We start from the raw sequence: 17,871 nt of genomic DNA, 5'->3' as shown, positions 1-17,871 counted from the left end.
GAGTTGCTTATGGGATTTTTTCAAGACATATCACCAATATTCAAAAAAAGAGAAATCGTCTTTATAGAAAGCTATAAAGAATCTGTGGATGTATATACTTTTATCTTTGAAAAAGAGAAAGATTTAAAATGGAAAGCAGGTCAGCATGGTGTTTTTAGCATTCTTCATAAAACAATCAAAAAGCCAACCCGACCGTTCAGTGTGGCATCTGCTCCATCAGAAAGCATGCTCAAATTATCAATGAAAATTAGCGATAATCCTAGTGATTTTAAGAGAGCCATGTTAGAACTAAAGCAGGGGATGAAAATTAGTATGCGTGGACCAATCGGCCCTCTCTATATCGATGATAATAGTCCTTCACTGCTAATAGCAGGTGGCATTGGGATCACGCCATTTCGTTCCATAGTTAAAGAAATAGAAAACGAAGGGAATGAAAGTGCCAACCAGATAAGCCTACTCTATATTGATAGTAAAGGGTCATTTATTTATAAAGATGAGCTAAATGAACTCTCTAAAAATACCTCCATCAACGTCTCTTATCTTACCTCAAGAGAAGATTTATATAAGGAAGTCGATCATTTTAGTTCTAAGTATAGAAATACAGCTAAATACTATCTTGGAGGTTCAAAAACAATGGTTGACACCATCACCTCCTATTTAAAAAAGAAACAAGTTTTCAAACGGAATATCAAAAAGGATGTATTCATTGGGTATAAGTAAACATTATTTGCATCCGAACTGAAGCGATTAACGTAGGTTGAAAATATATTTTATTTCACATATCCTTTACATTGGGGAAACGTGAATATAAATAATTCAGTTTTTCTATCAGTTTGTGAAAAATATTTAAATGCTTAATATTAGACTTAAGAATTCTCCTTTGTAAGGAGGACTTTTTTGAAAACTGTATACGACTTTAATGTAAAATGACGGACGGAAAGCTACAGTTTTCCAAAATAATTAAAGGCATACCTTTTCTATTTTCAGTAAAATTAATGAGAATGGAGAAAATGAACACCAATGTATACTAGAAAAATCATATTCTGCAATCGGGTCGCTTTCTGGAGTAATGAAAAAGCCCACTTTCTCAATTTTCATGCTGAGAAAGTGGGCTTTTAATATTGTAATTTCCTTAACGTTGTAAATCCGCATTTTCCTGACGCTACCCAATAAGAAAACGTGCCATCTGGGGAATCTTGAGTGATTAAACAAAGCCAGGGGAATCCCCCTGGCTCTTATCCTAGTATTAATGATTTTTTAAAATTTCGGCAACGAATCGTTCTGTTACTTGTTGCGGCCGCGTAATAGCTCCACCTACCACGACTGCATGAGCGCCGTAAATCAAAACTTGGGCTGCCATTTCAGGAGTGATCACATTCCCTTCTGCTATGACAGGAACATGAACAGACTTAACGACATTCTTTAAAAACTCGAAATCATTCGAATAAAGTTTACTTCCTGCTGTGTTTTCCGTGTAGCCATGCATGGTTGTTCCAACACAGTCAAACCCAAGTTGTTCCGCAGCGATACATTCTTCCAATGTTGCACAATCCGCCATCCATTTCTGGTTTGGGTACCTGGATTTAAGCTGTTCCATAAAAGAAGCTAAATCCAGTCCACCCGGGCGCAGGCGTTTAGTGGCATCCATTGCGATTAACTCAACACCGACTTGGACTAATTCCTCCACTTCCTCCAATGTCGGAGTGATGTACACAGTAGAATCATCATATTCACGTTTAATAATTCCAATTATCGGCAGATCAACATAATCTTTAATCGCTTGAATATCCTCTACACCATTTGCTCGAATTGCCACGGCGCCGCCCCTTTTTGCCGCATCAGCCATTCGTTTCATGATATCAGATCCATGCAGCGGTTCCTCTTCTAACGCCTGGCAAGAAACAACCAAGCCCCCTTTTATCTTTGCTAACATATCATCAACCCTCATTCCAATTTATTTGTAGTGATAACCCACACTCAAACATGCGATTCCAAGGTGCAAAACTTTCAATTTTCAGCAACTGAATTTCTTTAAAGCTATGAAGGATCGACTCATTAAACCGTTTAAGCATCCGAGTATCCCGTTCCCGATTAACGAACTCTGCCTGATTTTTTAAATCAAAATAAGATAAATCCAATTTTGGCAGAAAATCAGCGACCATCTCCATCCGGATCTCGGCCTGATATACATAATCATCCAACAGATGATAGAGTAAGTTTTCTTTCACCACGTCAGGTTTCCCATCAGCCCCAAGAACTCCCTGACAGATCGTCGTTCCAAGCGTATTACAATTGGTATTCCAACCCTTATAGGAAATCAATTGATCTAACACTTGTTCTTCATCTAATAAGGTGATTAATTCACGGTCTCCCCCGTTCGCAAAGGCCGCATCGGCTACTATTACCTTTTTCCCAGATTGAATATACCGTTTCAATTGATCAACAAACGCTAATAAATTCCTGAAGGTGGTATAGGTAATGTCCTTGCACTTCTGATCCCACGATTCCTGCATCACCCGTCCCGGCGAGTTATACGCCAACAGCAAATCTGCTTCTTTAGCAGTGTCAACTAATTGACAGCCTGCTGCTAACACATGAGCTTTTAAGCTTTCCGCATAAGGACGGTCTTCATACATTGGGATCAATTGTGGTCCAAGTGTACTACTCCAAAACGGATAAATCTTCGGAGTTTGACCTTTTAAATCATTGTAAACACGCGCAAGCAGCGTCGCCCCTACTTCATCAGCACCTGGATACATATGCACCTTTTTTTGTAACCTAAGAAGATTACGCTTTTCGACAACCTTTTGTTGATCGATTGCCGTATAACCATATTCCGCACTATCATCCTGTGGAATCGATAAGAACGTAAGGACACCCTCTTTTACAAGCTCCAACATGGCTACATTTAAGTTTGAATTAAAGCTCCGCCTTGTTTCATAATCTTCAATGTATTCCTGAGGAAGCTGTGAAACAATATCCTGCAATTGTTCTGTTTCTTCCTCTGATAACGACTCCCGTGCTTGCTTATCAAGTAAATAGGAACGTAAAAACAGCTCGCGCCCCCAGTGCTCATAATAATCTGGTTCTTCATCACTTGAGCTATACTTTGGCGTACGCATGATTAAAGTAGAAGCGTAAATCGGCAGTTTCGGATATGCCTGACGAAGCGAACGCAGCCGGTCCAGCCAAGTCACCGCAGTTTCCTCTGTTAAGTAATGCAGCCGTGAGGGAAGCAGACCTCCATAAACCAACATATCGATACTAATGATTAAGGCATCTGCCGTTTCAGCAGCTCGATTCAACCACACCCAAAGTCCCTCCGTATTTGCTGGTTTCTTTTTATATCCCAGCAAATGGCTGTCTGGTAAAATCAATTGTACTTCTGCTCCGGACCGGGCGATCATTTGCACATAGTGTAGATTGCAGGGACGTTCATCAATAGGTAGATATGCTACTTTCATCCTTTCACCGCTTTCTTTTTAGTAAAAATTAGCCCTTATTACAATAAGACGCTACAAACTTCAGTTTTTCCTCCTCATGAGCCGGAGGAAGTCCATGTCCATATTCAGGATAGGTGCAAATTTGTTTTTCACCATTTAAATAGTGGAACATGGCAAATCCGCTTGATGGTGGACAGACGGTGTCCTCTAAGCCAACGCCAACAAGCGTTGGACAGGTTACCCGACTCGCTAAATTCATACAATCGATATAACTTAACGTTCCAAAAACCGTATCGGTCGTTTGATGAAGCGGATCATGGACTTTGAAATAATGATAAATTTCATTATATGGACCTTCTGTTGACAGCTGAACGGATCTTTCAAAATGTGTTAAGAAGGGGATATCACTTAATGCCAGCAGCAAATGATCTTGAAGCGCAGCTGTGGCAATTGCAAGGGCACCACCTTGGCTTCCGCCTTCGACAAATACATCGGACTTTCCCGATAACTCCCGTACAACGTCCACACTTCGGTAACAATCCATGTAGACTTGGCTATAGTAATACTGATCATGGTCATCAATCCCCAACATCATCCAGCCAGCGGAGCCGCCATTTGTATATAACTGACGGTCCTGTGAAGCTACATTTTGACCGCGTACCTCCACTAAAAGAACAGGAATACCTTGGATGCTATATTTAAATGCATAATGCGGCTGAAGGGTATTCCAGTTATAACCGTGAAAAATAACAGCAGCTGGAGCTTCGAGAGTGTCTATTACGGGCGTAACATAAACTCCATGGATTCGTGAGTTCCGAAAGCCATCAAAATAGACATCATACACTTTGACCCCCGCAACCCCATATGAGCGTTCTTTAGGATGGATATGGAGTGGATACTTCCCGTTTTCAATGATACGCTGGTCCCAAAATGCGTCAAAATCTGACTTTTTCGTTTGTTTTGGCTGATAGTTCCGTAGCTGATCAAGCGGCAAATCAAATAGATTCATTTTTATGGCCTCCTAATCATGTTGAAATAGAAGAAGCAGTTGGACTGGCATTCCCCCTGCTTCGACTACCTTACTTCAGTCCATCATCATATTTTTTTTGACCAGCAAGTTTTTGACTATACTGAACCTCTCTTAGGATTACATCAAGTAAATATAGTACAGAAACTTCACCAATAGAGCCATCTTCGTCAGCATTTCCTTCCGCGGTAGGAATCAACAGGCAAATGTCGGAAATATCCGCCAATGGGGAATCCTGTTGACTGGTAATTCCCACAGTCACGCAACCCATCTTCTTAGCTTTTTCCAGCATCTTGACAACCTCTGAGGTGTACCCAGACATGCTTAAACCAAGGATAATCATTTCCGGATTAATCGAATACGTAGACATCTCTATTTGGTAGTTCGTTGAAAATGCATCAGCCTGAATGCCTAGTTTCAATAAATGATATTTTAATTGTTCTGCCACATATGCTAGCTCATGTCCGCCATACAAGAAAACCTGTGTCGTATTGGTTAGTTGTTGAGTCAATTCTTGAATATCCTTCTGTTGATGAAGCGTATCGAACTTTTTCAGCATGCTTAAGTAAGTTTCCTTCACTTCGTTCAAACTCGCCATCTCAGACGATTCATACAATCTTGTACTTACAGATGCTTCTTTTGATAATAGACGCAACTTATTGTAAGAGCCGAATTCAAGCTTTTGGCAGAACCTTGTGATAGTCGCTTCTGAGACATTAATTTGCCGCGATAGCTCTGATATAGTTTTATTAGGAACAGATTCCAAATTCTGGATAATGTATTTAGCGATGATTTGCTCTCTTTTGGTCAGCTTATGCAGATTGGATTCAATAATCGTTGTCACACTTTTTAGCGGCTTCAACGATTCCTGTAGCATAAAATGACGCAGTGCTCCAATCATCCCGGCATTATTCAGATTCTGTGCAATCTCGATTTTGGTTTTTTTCAAAACAGCCGGGATAATATCTTTTTGCAGTTGCTTCCAAATCAATGGGTAAAGATAATCCTTCTGTGCTGTGATCCCTCCACCGATAATAATCATTTCTGGATTCATCATATAAGCAATCGTCGCGATGCCCTTGGACAAATAATAAACAAGTCGTTCAATCTCTTGAATACAAATTTCATCCCCTGCCTGGGCGAGTTCAAAAACGGCTTTACCATTTAACTCTGCTTCTGACATCCCTTTTAATGTTGCCACATTTCGCACTAGTGTACTTGTTGAAGCCAATTTCTCAAATTGGTCGCCTTCGATGGGAATATAGCCAATTTCGCCACCGCTGAAGCTATGGCCCGTGTGTAACTTATTATCCAGAATATAACTGCCGCCTATACCGGTTCCTATCGTTAGACAGAAGAGACTTTTTGCATCCTTCCCTGTGCCAATCCAAGACTCTGCCAATCCTGCACAATTTACATCATTCTCTACTTCGACCTGCAATTGAAAATACGCCTCTAGTTCTTTTTTGACAGGAGTGCCAGTATAATCAGGGATTAACGAAGAAGCATAAAGAATCGTCCCTTCCTTTGAATCAACCTGACCGGCTGTACTAATACAAATTCCGCTGATTGTATGTTTTCCTACCAGACGATTACCGCATTCTTTTACCTTGTTAAGAATTGCCGCTCCGCCTAAGTGCGCCTCTGTGGAGCATTCATATTTTTCGATAAACGTGCCATCCTCATTTAGGACGCCATACTTAAGCAACGTTCCGCCAATATCAAACGCTAAAAATTTTCTCATATTAAATCACCTTCACTTCAATGGTTGGAACAATTGACTTTTTTCATGGCTGACTGTTTTTTTTTACACGAATCGTTTTGATTTCTTTTGGCCTTAAAACAATTGTTATTTTAGGTAGTGCTCTAAATACATCCATCACATCTCCAGTAAAATCCACTTCTGATAATTCATCAGGGTCAAACCCAAATGACAATTCAGTGGTCTGTTCTTCCGTGGAAGGGTTGAACAGACGGATATCAAAAGTATCCTCTGCCTTCATCATAAACGAAGAGAAGGTAACAACTGGAGATGATTGCACAAAAAGCTTTTGCTCACTTTTGAATTGATACGATTGTTGGCTCAAGGTGGATTGGCGAAGGAGTCCCTTGTGATTTAAGGAATGATACTCTTCTCCCAACACCAATCCATATTCAAATTCATATGTTCCCAGGCATTGTGCCCCTGGGGTTTCAAATCCGGGTCCGGCACCGTTTCCACGGGTACGCAAATCTCTCCTCGATAACCAGCCAACCCCTCGAATCATCGTTAAAAAGGCTGTATCCTCGGCTTCAAAATGATCCACTTCATATTCTTGAAGACCACGGTGAACAAGTTGATGATCATTGACCATTACCGATGAATAGGTTGGATACTGGTTCATAACTGCTTCTTTATTTTTCGGCATATCCCATTGTTTTTCTCGAAGGATCTCCCGTTTCACTAAGTCAAAGGCTGTATCGGAATAGCTATGATCGGCTTCTGAAACAGCAAAACCGACACGAAGCTTTTGATCCTTTGCGACGTTTTTGACCTTTGTTTTAAAATAAATCAATCGGTTCCCCCGATATAGCGTCACTTTCGTCGTGAATTTATTTACCACATATTGATTACTAGGACCGGTTCGGACGTCATTTAACGAAGCAGGCAGCTTCATTTCGTAATGAAGGGTCACTGATTGGAACGTTTCTCCCTTTATCAGGTCGCTGACACTAGTAATACATGCCTTACTGATCATGTCATCAATAGGTGGCGAGTAATTATAGCTATCACCAGCATCAAGCGATGAAATGAACTGATGCTGATTTTCGTAGATTTTGTCTTTCATAAGATCGGTAATCTGCAAACTACTATTGTTCCACTGAATATGGTAAAAATCATTTTTAATAAAGCTCGCCTCTAGGTTTTTGACCGTATCGGTTTCTACATTCACCCGTTCAATCCTTATTGTTTTGATCGCTGCCCCTTCAAATGGCATCGTAAACGATACATCGTAAACAACATATTCCGCATAATGAGGCTCGGCTAGAATGTGACGTAAGAACTCCTCACGTTTCTCTCTTTTCAGGACATCAAACTGAATTTCTATCCCATAATAAAATAACTTTATCGCTCCTAGATCCTGTTCAACAGGAATCCGAATCGTAGCACTGACCGGGAAAACAGCGACAATCGGTGTATTATTTACTAGATAGAGGTATGGATTTTCAACCGCACTATTTAAAAATTCAAATGGAAAAAGCGAATTCAATGTATCACTAGAAAATTGACGGATCGCACTTAGCACTTTTTGTGATCTTGTTTCCATTTCATTATGAACTTCATCTACACTACAGCCGCAAATACTGTCATGTGGCTGGTTTTGTAAAATGAGTTTCCAGACGTAATCGATAAATTCAGCTGAATCTGTTTTTCCATTGGTCCACACATTCAGTGCTTCCATCACACCAATCGCTTGATCCTCGCACAGCTGATTTTGATCCTTAAGATATGTCCTGGTCGAGTAAACTCCAGGCAAGATGAAAACCTTGGAAGGATCGCGCTGTTCACCTGTGACGTACCCTTCTGGTTCATCTCCTTGAAAAGCGCGTACATAATCCGACATTAACGACTGCTTAAATTCCACACCAGGAAATTCGCCTTTCAACTGCTCCAATCGCTCTTTCAAATCAGAGCTAGTAAAAGTATGATCGGCACCGTTCATGATCAATGCTTTTCCAAAGCTCAAATACGGAGCATTACCTTCTAAGTACTTTTTCGTCTCATCGATAAACGTATCATGCTTTAAAAATGTTTGATAGTAACCTTCAAATAACGGCAGAACGAACGTAAACACCTTGCTGCCATCTGCACCTACCCAATTGTTTTCGAAGCGGTCAGAAACCGCACCGCGAAAAATGAGTGCCGAATCAATCTGGTAGCCTTTTAAGATTTGCGGCATTTGGCTTATATGGCCGAAGGTATCGGGCATATAACCAACAGGATGAGAAGAACCTAGTGACTTTGCTTTGGTAGTCCCAATCTCTAAGTTTTTTAGAATCGATTCACCAGAAACAAGGAATTCATCCGCCAGTAAATACCATGGTCCGACTTCAATTTTCCCTTGTTGTATAAAAGAGAGCAGGCGTTCATACTCAGGCGGACTCACAATCTCTTGATAATCATCGAGAACAATTGTCTGGCCGTCGAGAAAAAAGTTATCTAAATCGCCCTTTTCAAGTAGATCTTGGACATAGCGCAAGCCATTTCGCAGTTTATAACGAAACTCTTCAAACGTCTCATACCACTCACGATCCCAATGGGTATGATTCAATATATGGACCTCTTTCATTTGATTCATGATGTCTCCTTCACCATCCCTAGTTGTCTCTTTATTTCCGCACCATCTATTTGATTCAACTCAATCGAATGTTTAACAGAATGGGCACAGGCAAGTCCAGCAGCCTGACCCATATCTCTCACCGTGGGCTGAATCCGGAGTGATGCCTGCATCAGAAACGTGCTGGAAATATGCCGGCCAACAACGATTAAATTGCTTACTTCATGGGTAATGAGTGAGCGATAAGGGATTTCATAATATTCCCCGTGCGCATATTTAGGCTTCTCAACCGTCTCCTTTGTCACGCTATGAACATCAATATACCAGTCACCCCGGGCGATACCATCCGTAAACAGAGCACGATTGATATAGTCCTGTTCCGTTAATACGTATTGTCCCCTAATCCGGTAAGATTCGCGGATCCCTAATTGTATAGCTTCTTTTAGCAAAAAGGCTTTTTCAAATCCAGGAATATAGGCAGGTAGAAATCGGACTAACCGGCGAATCATTTCTCTTCCCTTAGTTACAGCTAATGAGCGAAGCTTGGGGTCTGTTGTTTGATAAATCCCCGGAATATGCGGGCAGTTAAACGACATCACTTTAGGCTTTCCCGGCTGAGTAAAGGCTTGAAAATAGCGAAGGTCTTCTTCTAGTAAATCTCCGTTGGCAAGCCCCTTTCGAAATAACGGTTCAAGTAGATGGCCCTTTCCGGGTACCATCGCGATTTCAAAAAAATCAGGGTTTTCAATTTTGCAAAAAGATTCATTTTGTGAAAGAATGAACTTCCGTAAAGTTGGAATATCGATCCCACCCATTTCAAAGCGGAAGGAGATTTGCTGATTCTTACCATCCTGGTTACCAGAGCCGACAGGAACCCCTGCAGTACACGATAACACCGCATCCGCACTGGCATCCACAAACGTTTTCCCCTTTATAGCTACCAGTCCATTACAGGTATTAACAATGATATGGGTAATTCGCTCCTGCTCCTTGATACAATCAATATAATTTGCATCGTAGAGAATCTTTCCTCCACGCTCGATTATTAATTGCTCTAACACATAACTTAATGCCTCAACGTTAAACCAACTGCACGTGGTCGTTCCATCATTCGTTGTAATTTCTTCCTTCTGTAAGCGCTCTGTGATTAGCCGATTTACATGCTGCGCTTTCACATAGGTGGGCATCATCGGCGAAACAAGGGAATTAGTCTGAGTCCCTCCCAGGCTAATCGTTTTCTCCACTACAAGCGTTTGAATCTTTTCTTCGAGTGCGGAGATGGCCGTTGCAGCTCCTGCTGTTCCACCTCCAACAATCACACAGTCCATCTCATATAAAATTGGTACTTCTCTTCCAAAAAATTCTATTGTACTCAATCCATTCACCTCTTGTCCGGATTATTATCCCTTTACAGCACCATCTGTAGCGCCGGAAATAAAGTATTTTTGGAGCCAGATAAAAATAATTAGCGTTGGGATGGTTGTCAAAATTGAAGCTGCGCTGATTAATTTCGAATTTGAGCCGTCGAAGTTTTGCGAAAGCTGGGCTAACCCGATGGAAAGTGTATACATGCTACTCTCCGTAGAGTTTAATAATGGCCATAAATAATCTCCCCATGTTCCCATGAAAGTAAAGATCGCTAACGTAACCAGTGTTGGTTTTACCAACGGAAGGGCCACCATATACCATACCTTAAACTTATTTGCTCCATCCAGATAAGCTGATTCTTCAAGTTCCTTTGGGATTCTTAAATACGCCTGACGCATTAAGAAGATTCCGAATGCAGTAGATACTTGCATGACGATAAGTCCAAGATGGGTATTACGCAGTCCGAACTGATCAGCTAGCTGGAAAAGCGGTGCCATATAAAGCTGGAATGGAACCATCATGGTCGAAATAATTAAAGCCATAACGATGCTGCGCCCCCTAAAATCCATTCTTGCCAATGGATACGCAGCTAAACTGCAGAATAATAGATTCAAAGGAATCGCCATCCCAGTCACAATCGCTGTATTTAAAAAGTACGTGGCAAAATTGGCTTTTTCAAAAGAGGTTACAAAATTTTCAAGGGTAGGGTCTTTCGGCAATACCGACCCATAAATCCCTTCACCTGGAGATTTTAATGCCATGAATAATGTAATTAGAAATGGCCCGACAGTCAGTACCGTGATAAAAAGCATCAGGGCGTAGAGCCATATTTTTTGTCTTACTTTCGTTGATATCATCAATGCTCTCCCCTTCTCTTACGCTCTTAAATCATCTTCGCGTTTACTTGTCAGCTTCATTTGCAGCAGTGAAGCAGCGATTGCTAGCAGCAATAGCACTAGACCAGCCGCAGAGGCAATGCTGACATCTAAGCTCATAAATTTTTGATAAATATACATGACTAACGTTGTCGTCGCCCCTGATGGTCCGCCGCCAGTTGTTAATGCAATTTCCTCGAACACTTTCATTCCGGCAATGATCGTCATTACAGAAACAAGGGTTACAGAAGGAATCAGCATCGGTACGGTAATACTTTTAAACTGCTGAAAAACAGATGCGCCATCAATACTTGCAGACTCATACACGTCCTTTGGAATCGACTGAAGACCTGCCAAATATATGATCATATAATAGCCAAGACCTTTCCAAACGGTAATCGCTGATACAGCAGCCAAAGCTGTAGACGATTGGACCAGCAAGTTTGTTGGCGAATCAAAAATTCCTATTTTCATGAATAAATCCGAAATAATTCCATCTTGCGAATAAAGCATCTTCCACATTAACGCTGCTACAACCATCGGTGTGATCACCGGCAGATAGTAGAGCACCCGGAAAGTGCCAACCCCTTTGATCTTTTGATTGACTAGGATTGCTAAAATCATTGGTAAAAAGACATTCAATGGCAGCACAATGACTAAAAATAACAACGTATTGATTAAGGCCGTCCAAAAATTCTTATCTGTAAATATCTCTTTGAAATTAGCTAATCCAACAAATTCACCTGTATCCGCAATGATTTTATAGTCCAAAAAACTCCATTTAAAGGCTTCTAAGATTGGGATGATTAGAAAAATACCCAATATCAGAATGGATGGGAGTAAAAACAGCCAAGGAGTCACATTCTGCATGCCCCATTTTCGCTTTTTCCGGACAGTACGGACCTTATTGTTAGGTACGACAATCGATTCCCTATTCATCTTAAACTCCCCTTTTCAAAAGTTGAGACTAGCCTTTTGGTAAAAAGCTAGTCTCTTGTCATTCGTTAGAATGTTACCTTTTCACCCGTTTTTTCAAACGCCTTATTCCATTCAGAAGCTAATTCCTTCAACGCTTCTTCTGGAGTCACCTTACCTTGCAGGTTTTTTACAAAAATATTCTTTGTTGCCGCACGTAGGTCAGCACTGTTTTCAGTTGGTGGAATTAATACTTTCGCACGCAAAAGTGACTTAGATGCTTCTAACATACCAAGGGCTTTCGGTGAATCACCAGGATTCTTGAAGTAATCATCTTCTAAAGACTCTTTGGTTGATGGCAAAACGGTTCCTGCCGTTTTTGCAAATTCTAATTGATTTTTTGGATTCGTAACGAATTCTGCTAAAGCAACTGCTGCCTCTTTGTTTTGTGTCTTACTTGGCACAGCAAAGTTCATCACTGCAACATTGACTGGAGCATCTTCAGAGTTCAATGGCTGACCTGATTTAGATGCTTTAAACACTTCTGGTGCACCGGATTCAACAGGACCTAAGAATGTTACCCCGCCTTCAATTAAGGAAGTATTACCTGCCATATACAGCTGTTGACCTGTCTTAATGGAACCTTCAGCTGTTTCTTGTGGAATTAATCCTTCTTTATACATCTTTTGTGTTAAGGTGAAGAACTCCAGGATCGCATCATTGTTCTCGAATGCCGCTTTTCCATCCTTCACAATGGCTTTGCCATTTGCAAGTGACACCATTTTCTCCATAATGGCATTCCCATCGTTAATCACTGGATAGTAAGACGGCTTGCCAGTAGCTTCTGTTACTTTCTTAGCTGTTTCATAGATTCCTTTTGTATCAGTTGGCAGTTCGGTAATACCACCTTTAGCAAAATGATCGCCGTTATACCATGAAACAGTAGTCGTTAAGTACCAAGGCAGAGCATAAAGCTTATCTTCATACTTCCCAGAATTGTATGGACCTTCTATAAAGGATTCCTTTGTTTTATCACTAAGTTCATCTGTTAGATCCAATAAACCACCTTGTGCCGCAATATTAGACATATAATGTGGATTTAAGTTTACAACATCCGGAACATCTTTACCTGTCAAGGAAGTTAATACCTTTTGTTCCATTTCATTTTGCGGAACATCTTCAATGACTACATCTAGCTTAGGATGAAGTGTTTCAAATTCCTTTTCAATGCTATCAAAATAGGAATCAAATGGTTCTCCGGACAATGAGGCTGTCCAAAGTGTTACCTTACCGGAAAGCCCTTCAGACTTTGCTGATTCCTTATCCTTTTTTTTGCTTACATCATCATTGCCGCATGCCACCAAACTAAGAGAAAGTGCTGCTGCAATGGACCCTGCAACAAATTTGCGTGTACGTTTCTTCATCATTTTCCCTCCTCGGAATAATAGAAAGCGTTTTCTACCATGATTATAAACCGACCTTCAAAATTTAGCAATCTATTTTTAAAATTATTTTAGCGTTTTCTAATTTAATGAAAATTTATTTCATTTTTAAATAAAGTTCCTTTTTAGAACGAAAAATCACTCGTAATCTCTTTAAAAGAACAGACCAAGATTCTGATCTGTTCTTTGTTGGTTACTAAACTATTTTTGGTGTTTTAGGGAATAATTTACCCACATCTTTCCATCAAGGAGTTGTTTTTTCATGCGCTCCCCAACAGTAACATGAAGTTTAGCCGACTTAATGGCATTATCAATCTGTAAGATAGCTGCATCAAAGGCCTTTAGACTAGCTTCAGGGTTCTTCTTTTCAACCATTACACGGAGTTGGTTGACTGTTTGCTTAATGGCAATTCCCTCATGATGATCAACAGCACCTTGTGGAATATATAGATGGTTTAACTGATGACTGATCTCCTTCAATAAGGTACTTGTTGCTTGGATTGGTTCTTCTCCAGGATTTACCGCCTTTTCTCTCCAAGGACCTTTCCCTAATGCATCCACAGAAGGCGCACTCGCTTGACCGAAAGCAAACATATTTACACCAGATGTGCCATGCTTGGCTGAAAGCACATCGTTGACACTCGCCATCTCACTAAGGTGGTGATAGAATGAATAGATACCTGTGTAGAACATAGTCCCTTCAGGCATCAGTTTTTTACTATCCTGAACAGTTTTTTGAATGCTGTTAAAATCATGGCCATATGCCTGTGGAATGACTCCATCCAGATCCTCTTTCCAGTCACTGATTAACACTGCTTCCGGCCCAGGTTCTGGTGTGGCTGTCAGCATAAACTTGGGATTAATGGCTTTGGATTGCTGATGAAGTTGATCCACAAAATTATTTTCTTGTAAACGCAGCCACTCTTCCCAACGCTTCCATTGTTCAGGAGTGGAAGTTGGGGTGAGTTCGTATGGATCAACACCAAATTGCTCCTTGTACAAGCTTCTGACTTTTTCACTAAATCCATAGCTTTGTTCGAACTTATGATGAGGGTAACGCATGTAATCAATATTCAAGCCCTTAATATCGTAGTTTGATTGCATTTCTTGATAGATTTCAAGCATGAAAGTTTGAACCTCTGGCTGAGCAATATCGAGCCAATAGTATTTACTAGAAGAATCTGGTGCCGGCTGTCCAGTAGTATTTAGACGCTGAATCGCTGCCCATTGTGGATATTTTTTAAATTGTGATGGTATTCCAATGCTGCTTTCACCAATCATAAATCCATCCGTCCACGCTTGAATTGTAAGGCCACGCTTTTTCCCTTCCATTACATACGCTTTAAGCAAATCGTTCCCATACGGACCGTAATCTCCATTCTCAAATCTTGGGTGCTGGGCTGGCAGTCCATACTCTTCCATCGTTTTACTTGGATAGATTGTATAACCCCAGAAGGTTGTTTCAAGATAAACCGAGTTGAAACCGGCCTCTTCCATCCGATCAAGCACTTGCTGTACTCCTTGAAGTGTGGTTTCTTCCGGACGATACCAAATAGCCCTCTGCTCTGCTATCTCGGACGGCAGAGAATAATAATAGGCGTCATAGGCAACCTGAGTAGCCTGACGGACAACATCGAGTGCTTTAACCGGGTCATTTGCTTTTATAGCATCTGCTTCTTTGATCAAAGCCTCTGCTTTTTGGATGGATGCTTCCGCTTCTTCCATAGCCACATCTAAAAATTCCGTTTTTGCTTTTTCTACCGATCTCTTAGCTTGATTAATTGCCTGTTGGCTTTGATATTGGAAGCTGTCGACATCCTGGATGATTTCAACCACTCCATTTTCATCAACTTTCACTTTTGCTCCAATGATAGAATTGGCAGAAAGCCATTGGGAGCCTACTCCATGACCGCTCACGACAAAGCCATTCTTCGGAATCTTTGAGCTGCCTCCGCCTAACTTTGTGACAAAGCCATTCTCTACGGTTATTTCATAACCAAACTGATTGGTTTTAGTCGTTTCTCCAAATGCAGGAGTATAGACGATAAGCTGGTCTGGTCCTCTGAAGCCATCAAAAGGAGCTCCAGCTGGGTTAGACTCGCGAGTTGGGTCAACGGCCTGTGCCTGCTTTTGTTCCATCTTTACCATTGGCTCAAACAGTTTAATCGTTTCTCCATCCTCCAACTGGCTCAAAAAGGTCTTAATGGCATCAGTCGTCACATCCCCTGTTGAGAGAACCAAACCATTTTCTGGGATCGCACTATCTCCATCAGTTTCTTTCGCCACACGGTATGAATTCAGGCCTGCTTTTTCCAATACCACCTCCATACTGCCCTTTTGAGTCTCCGTGTAATAACTAAAATTGTCGTTAAAAATAATTAGTTTGTTATCATTGGTCAATTGATTAATTCCATCGACCACCATCCTATCTCCTGACTGGTCTTCGACCGTCAGAACCTTTACCGCTGAGTTGGTTTCAGCATACGCATGATTGCCAACACCAATTGAAGAGAATACTAGACTTGAAGCAAGAACCGAACCTGTAATGACTTTTAATCTTTTTCTCATGTTTACTTCTCCTTTTTTAGTTATTCGCACTAATCTAAATAGAAAATATTCTATTTCGTTTAGTAAGATAGCGCTTCCATCATTATAAGTGCTGCTAAATAAAAATTCAATTAATTTTCATTTTTAAATTACTGATGAAATTTATTTTCTTTCGAGTCCAATTTATAGATAATTTTAATTGAATCAAATTCATTACCTTTACATTTTTACGAGGTAGTCTGGACTTTTGTGTCACTTTACGAGGTAGTCTGGACTTTTGTTTCAAAAAAAATGACAAGAAACTCCAGACAATCTTGTTAAGAATATTGTAATTTAAGCGTTGAATGTCTGGACTTTTGTGTCACTCGTCATTTCTGTTATTACTAATCTCTAGGAATCATTTTCAAAAAGGCTTCAAAATTCATAAACGCCATTGGTCAAGATCGATTTAAAAGTAGCTTTAATGTGTCCATTTTTTCCTTTAATATTGTTTCTATCTCTGTTTCAGAACGGATAGAGAAGATTTGAAATTCACTATATTTAGAAGTTGGTTGATATGTACGCTACGGCTAAAAACTTTAAATAGTGCATTAGATTACCGTTTCTATAATCAATTAAACCAAAGGCAATTATAATTTGTTCCCTGTCTTTTTCACTAGCACTTTCAATCAATTCAAGTAAATAAGCAACCTCAACAATATGTTGAAAGCCATTATGTTTCAATAAAGATAACTTCATCTAATTAATCTTTTTCTTCTATCATTCTTCTAAAAAAAGAATTAACAGCCATTTTCAATGCCTCCTAAAATTTTCATGAATCAGGTTAAAGCAAAAATACTCTAACCTAACTTGCCCTACTGGGTGCGTAGCTGTTAAGTAAGACCTATAAAAAGGCGTCAAGGGCGCTGATAAGCGCCTGACTTGACCCTTGACGGCTTTTTGCCACTATGAGAAGAAAAGGGGGGAGGTTCGGGTATCCTGCCCTCTTTAATTCCATAGGGCTAGGGCTTGCTATACACGACAGACAAAAGGCCGGTGGCAGCCGGCCCTCCTTTTTTGGGGTTGACCATTTGCTTTTCAGGGCTTGTCAAGGGATGCAGCGCAGAATTTGCTCTACAGATATAGGCTCTAGTCGAATTTGATTTACCAGGAAGTCCTTTCTTTACTGGATGTTACTGTGCAATCCCTCCTAATACGCACGTTACATCCAGTTAGGAAAGGACGACACCGAAAATACAAATGAGACTTAGACTAGTAGCCGTTGGCCATAAAAAAGTCGGTTCCAAACGTAAGAAAATCGACTTTTTTAAGTTGAAATCTGCTTAACGTTGTAAATATGCGGTTAATTTCCTGACGCTACCCCTTTAATTTCCGATAAAACGTAGCCTGACTAACTTCCGTAATTGGGGTCCCACCAATACATAAAACATACCCTAAGCAAATTTCGACAATTTAAGGAGAAGTTGGGCTTTCTCGCTTTTGTATTCTTGACCCGCTTGACATATACTGTTTTCCTCTCTTTATCATTTTTTATTAGTTAATAATTATCATTAATCAGCCGTTTTGATTTCTAAATAATCTAAAAAACAACAAAATAAATAGCACCAATTAACATCAAAACTTTAAAAACAGGCAAAATAAATAAGCATTAAGAGTTAGATCTAATTTTTTCTTTAATGCTTATTTAATTTTCTTTTAAAGCCTATCCTAAAATTTTTTAATGTTAATTGGTGCTATTAGGTTAAGAAATCCTACCCTCTGGCAACAATTAGCGCTCCTGAAACTATTTAAAATAATTTAATACCTAAAATTAATTATTTTATTCATTTTATTTTTAATTAATTTGTTGGTAACTAGAGAACCCGTTAATATCAAGGATTAACGGGTTTTTGTGTACATATTTAATTTACATTAATATTGGTAACTAAATTTATT

At 40.1% G+C, this 17,871-nt stretch carries 12 protein-coding genes; 1 reads left to right on the top strand and 11 read right to left on the bottom strand.

The features are described 5' to 3' along the window. Nucleotides 1–9 precede the first annotated feature (9 nt). Entirely contained in the window at nt 10–720 is a 711-nt protein-coding gene (locus tag QNH20_RS01190; RefSeq protein ID WP_283921132.1) for an FAD-dependent oxidoreductase, read from the top strand. Nucleotides 721–1,246: 526 nt separating this feature from the next. Here the strand turns inward: QNH20_RS01190 and QNH20_RS01185 are convergent. The 11 genes from QNH20_RS01185 to QNH20_RS01135 form a co-directional block, all read right to left on the bottom strand. Next, entirely contained in the window at nt 1,247–1,933 is a 687-nt protein-coding gene (locus tag QNH20_RS01185) for an N-acetylmannosamine-6-phosphate 2-epimerase (RefSeq protein WP_283921131.1), read from the bottom strand. Nucleotides 1,934–1,937: 4 nt separating this feature from the next. Beyond that, nucleotides 1,938–3,464 (bottom strand): DUF4127 family protein, encoded by a 1,527-nt coding sequence (locus QNH20_RS01180; protein WP_283921130.1) that lies wholly within the window; start codon nt 3,462–3,464, stop codon nt 1,938–1,940. A gap of 28 nt (nt 3,465–3,492) precedes the next feature. Next, on the bottom strand, nt 3,493–4,452 hold the full coding sequence (locus QNH20_RS01175; protein WP_283921129.1) for an acetylxylan esterase: 960 nt from the start codon (nt 4,450–4,452) through the stop codon (nt 3,493–3,495). A 70-nt stretch (nt 4,453–4,522) separates the two neighbouring features. Further along, nucleotides 4,523–6,214 (bottom strand): ROK family protein, encoded by a 1,692-nt coding sequence (locus QNH20_RS01170; protein ID WP_283921128.1) that lies wholly within the window; start codon nt 6,212–6,214, stop codon nt 4,523–4,525. Between the two features lie 43 nt (nt 6,215–6,257). Next, nucleotides 6,258–8,810: a glycoside hydrolase family 38 N-terminal domain-containing protein gene (locus tag QNH20_RS01165; protein WP_283921127.1), complete on the bottom strand. Its 2,553-nt coding sequence runs from the start codon at nt 8,808–8,810 to the stop codon at nt 6,258–6,260. Continuing rightward, on the bottom strand, nt 8,807–10,165 hold the full coding sequence (locus QNH20_RS01160; RefSeq protein ID WP_283921126.1) for an FAD-dependent oxidoreductase: 1,359 nt from the start codon (nt 10,163–10,165) through the stop codon (nt 8,807–8,809). Before QNH20_RS01160 ends, QNH20_RS01165 begins: the two co-directional genes overlap by 4 nt. Nucleotides 10,166–10,189: 24 nt before the next feature. Continuing rightward, nucleotides 10,190–11,014: a carbohydrate ABC transporter permease gene (locus QNH20_RS01155; protein WP_283921125.1), complete on the bottom strand. Its 825-nt coding sequence runs from the start codon at nt 11,012–11,014 to the stop codon at nt 10,190–10,192. Nucleotides 11,015–11,032: 18 nt separating this feature from the next. Further along, nucleotides 11,033–11,971 carry a carbohydrate ABC transporter permease gene (locus QNH20_RS01150; RefSeq protein ID WP_283921124.1) on the bottom strand — a complete coding sequence of 313 codons (939 nt, stop codon included), beginning with the start codon at nt 11,969–11,971 and terminating at the stop codon, nt 11,033–11,035. Between the two features lie 65 nt (nt 11,972–12,036). Continuing rightward, nucleotides 12,037–13,371, bottom strand: a complete 1,335-nt coding sequence (locus QNH20_RS01145) for an ABC transporter substrate-binding protein (RefSeq protein ID WP_283921123.1) — start codon at nt 13,369–13,371, stop codon at nt 12,037–12,039. 219 nt (nt 13,372–13,590) lie between these two features. Continuing rightward, on the bottom strand, nt 13,591–15,957 hold the full coding sequence (locus QNH20_RS01140) for a family 10 glycosylhydrolase (RefSeq protein ID WP_283921122.1): 2,367 nt from the start codon (nt 15,955–15,957) through the stop codon (nt 13,591–13,593). A gap of 519 nt (nt 15,958–16,476) precedes the next feature. Then, nucleotides 16,477–16,659, bottom strand: coding sequence for a hypothetical protein (locus QNH20_RS01135; RefSeq protein WP_283921121.1), 183 nt, complete (start codon nt 16,657–16,659; stop codon nt 16,477–16,479). Between the last annotated feature and the right edge of the window lie 1,212 nt (nt 16,660–17,871).

It is taken from the genome of Neobacillus sp. WH10 (assembly GCF_030123405.1).
In the GTDB taxonomy this organism is placed as follows: domain Bacteria; phylum Bacillota; class Bacilli; order Bacillales; family Cytobacillaceae; genus Neobacillus.
This window is presented reverse-complemented; position numbering and strand designations above follow the sequence as displayed.

Excerpts from the sequence above, each read along its gene's own strand:
- QNH20_RS01175 (WP_283921129.1), bottom strand. The coding sequence starts at position 4,452 with ATGAATCTATTTGATTTGCCGCTTGATCAGCTACGGAACTATCAGCCA.
- QNH20_RS01165 (WP_283921127.1), bottom strand. The coding sequence starts at position 8,810 with ATGAATCAAATGAAAGAGGTCCATATATTGAATCATACCCATTGGGAT.
- QNH20_RS01185 (WP_283921131.1), bottom strand. The coding sequence starts at position 1,933 with ATGTTAGCAAAGATAAAAGGGGGCTTGGTTGTTTCTTGCCAGGCGTTA.
- QNH20_RS01180 (WP_283921130.1), bottom strand. The coding sequence starts at position 3,464 with ATGAAAGTAGCATATCTACCTATTGATGAACGTCCCTGCAATCTACAC.
- QNH20_RS01155 (WP_283921125.1), bottom strand. The coding sequence starts at position 11,014 with ATGATATCAACGAAAGTAAGACAAAAAATATGGCTCTACGCCCTGATG.
- QNH20_RS01140 (WP_283921122.1), bottom strand. The coding sequence starts at position 15,957 with ATGAGAAAAAGATTAAAAGTCATTACAGGTTCGGTTCTTGCTTCAAGT.
- QNH20_RS01145 (WP_283921123.1), bottom strand. The coding sequence starts at position 13,371 with ATGAAGAAACGTACACGCAAATTTGTTGCAGGGTCCATTGCAGCAGCA.
- QNH20_RS01170 (WP_283921128.1), bottom strand. The coding sequence starts at position 6,214 with ATGAGAAAATTTTTAGCGTTTGATATTGGCGGAACGTTGCTTAAGTAT.
- QNH20_RS01190 (WP_283921132.1), top strand. The coding sequence starts at position 10 with ATGGGATTTTTTCAAGACATATCACCAATATTCAAAAAAAGAGAAATC.
- QNH20_RS01150 (WP_283921124.1), bottom strand. The coding sequence starts at position 11,971 with ATGAATAGGGAATCGATTGTCGTACCTAACAATAAGGTCCGTACTGTC.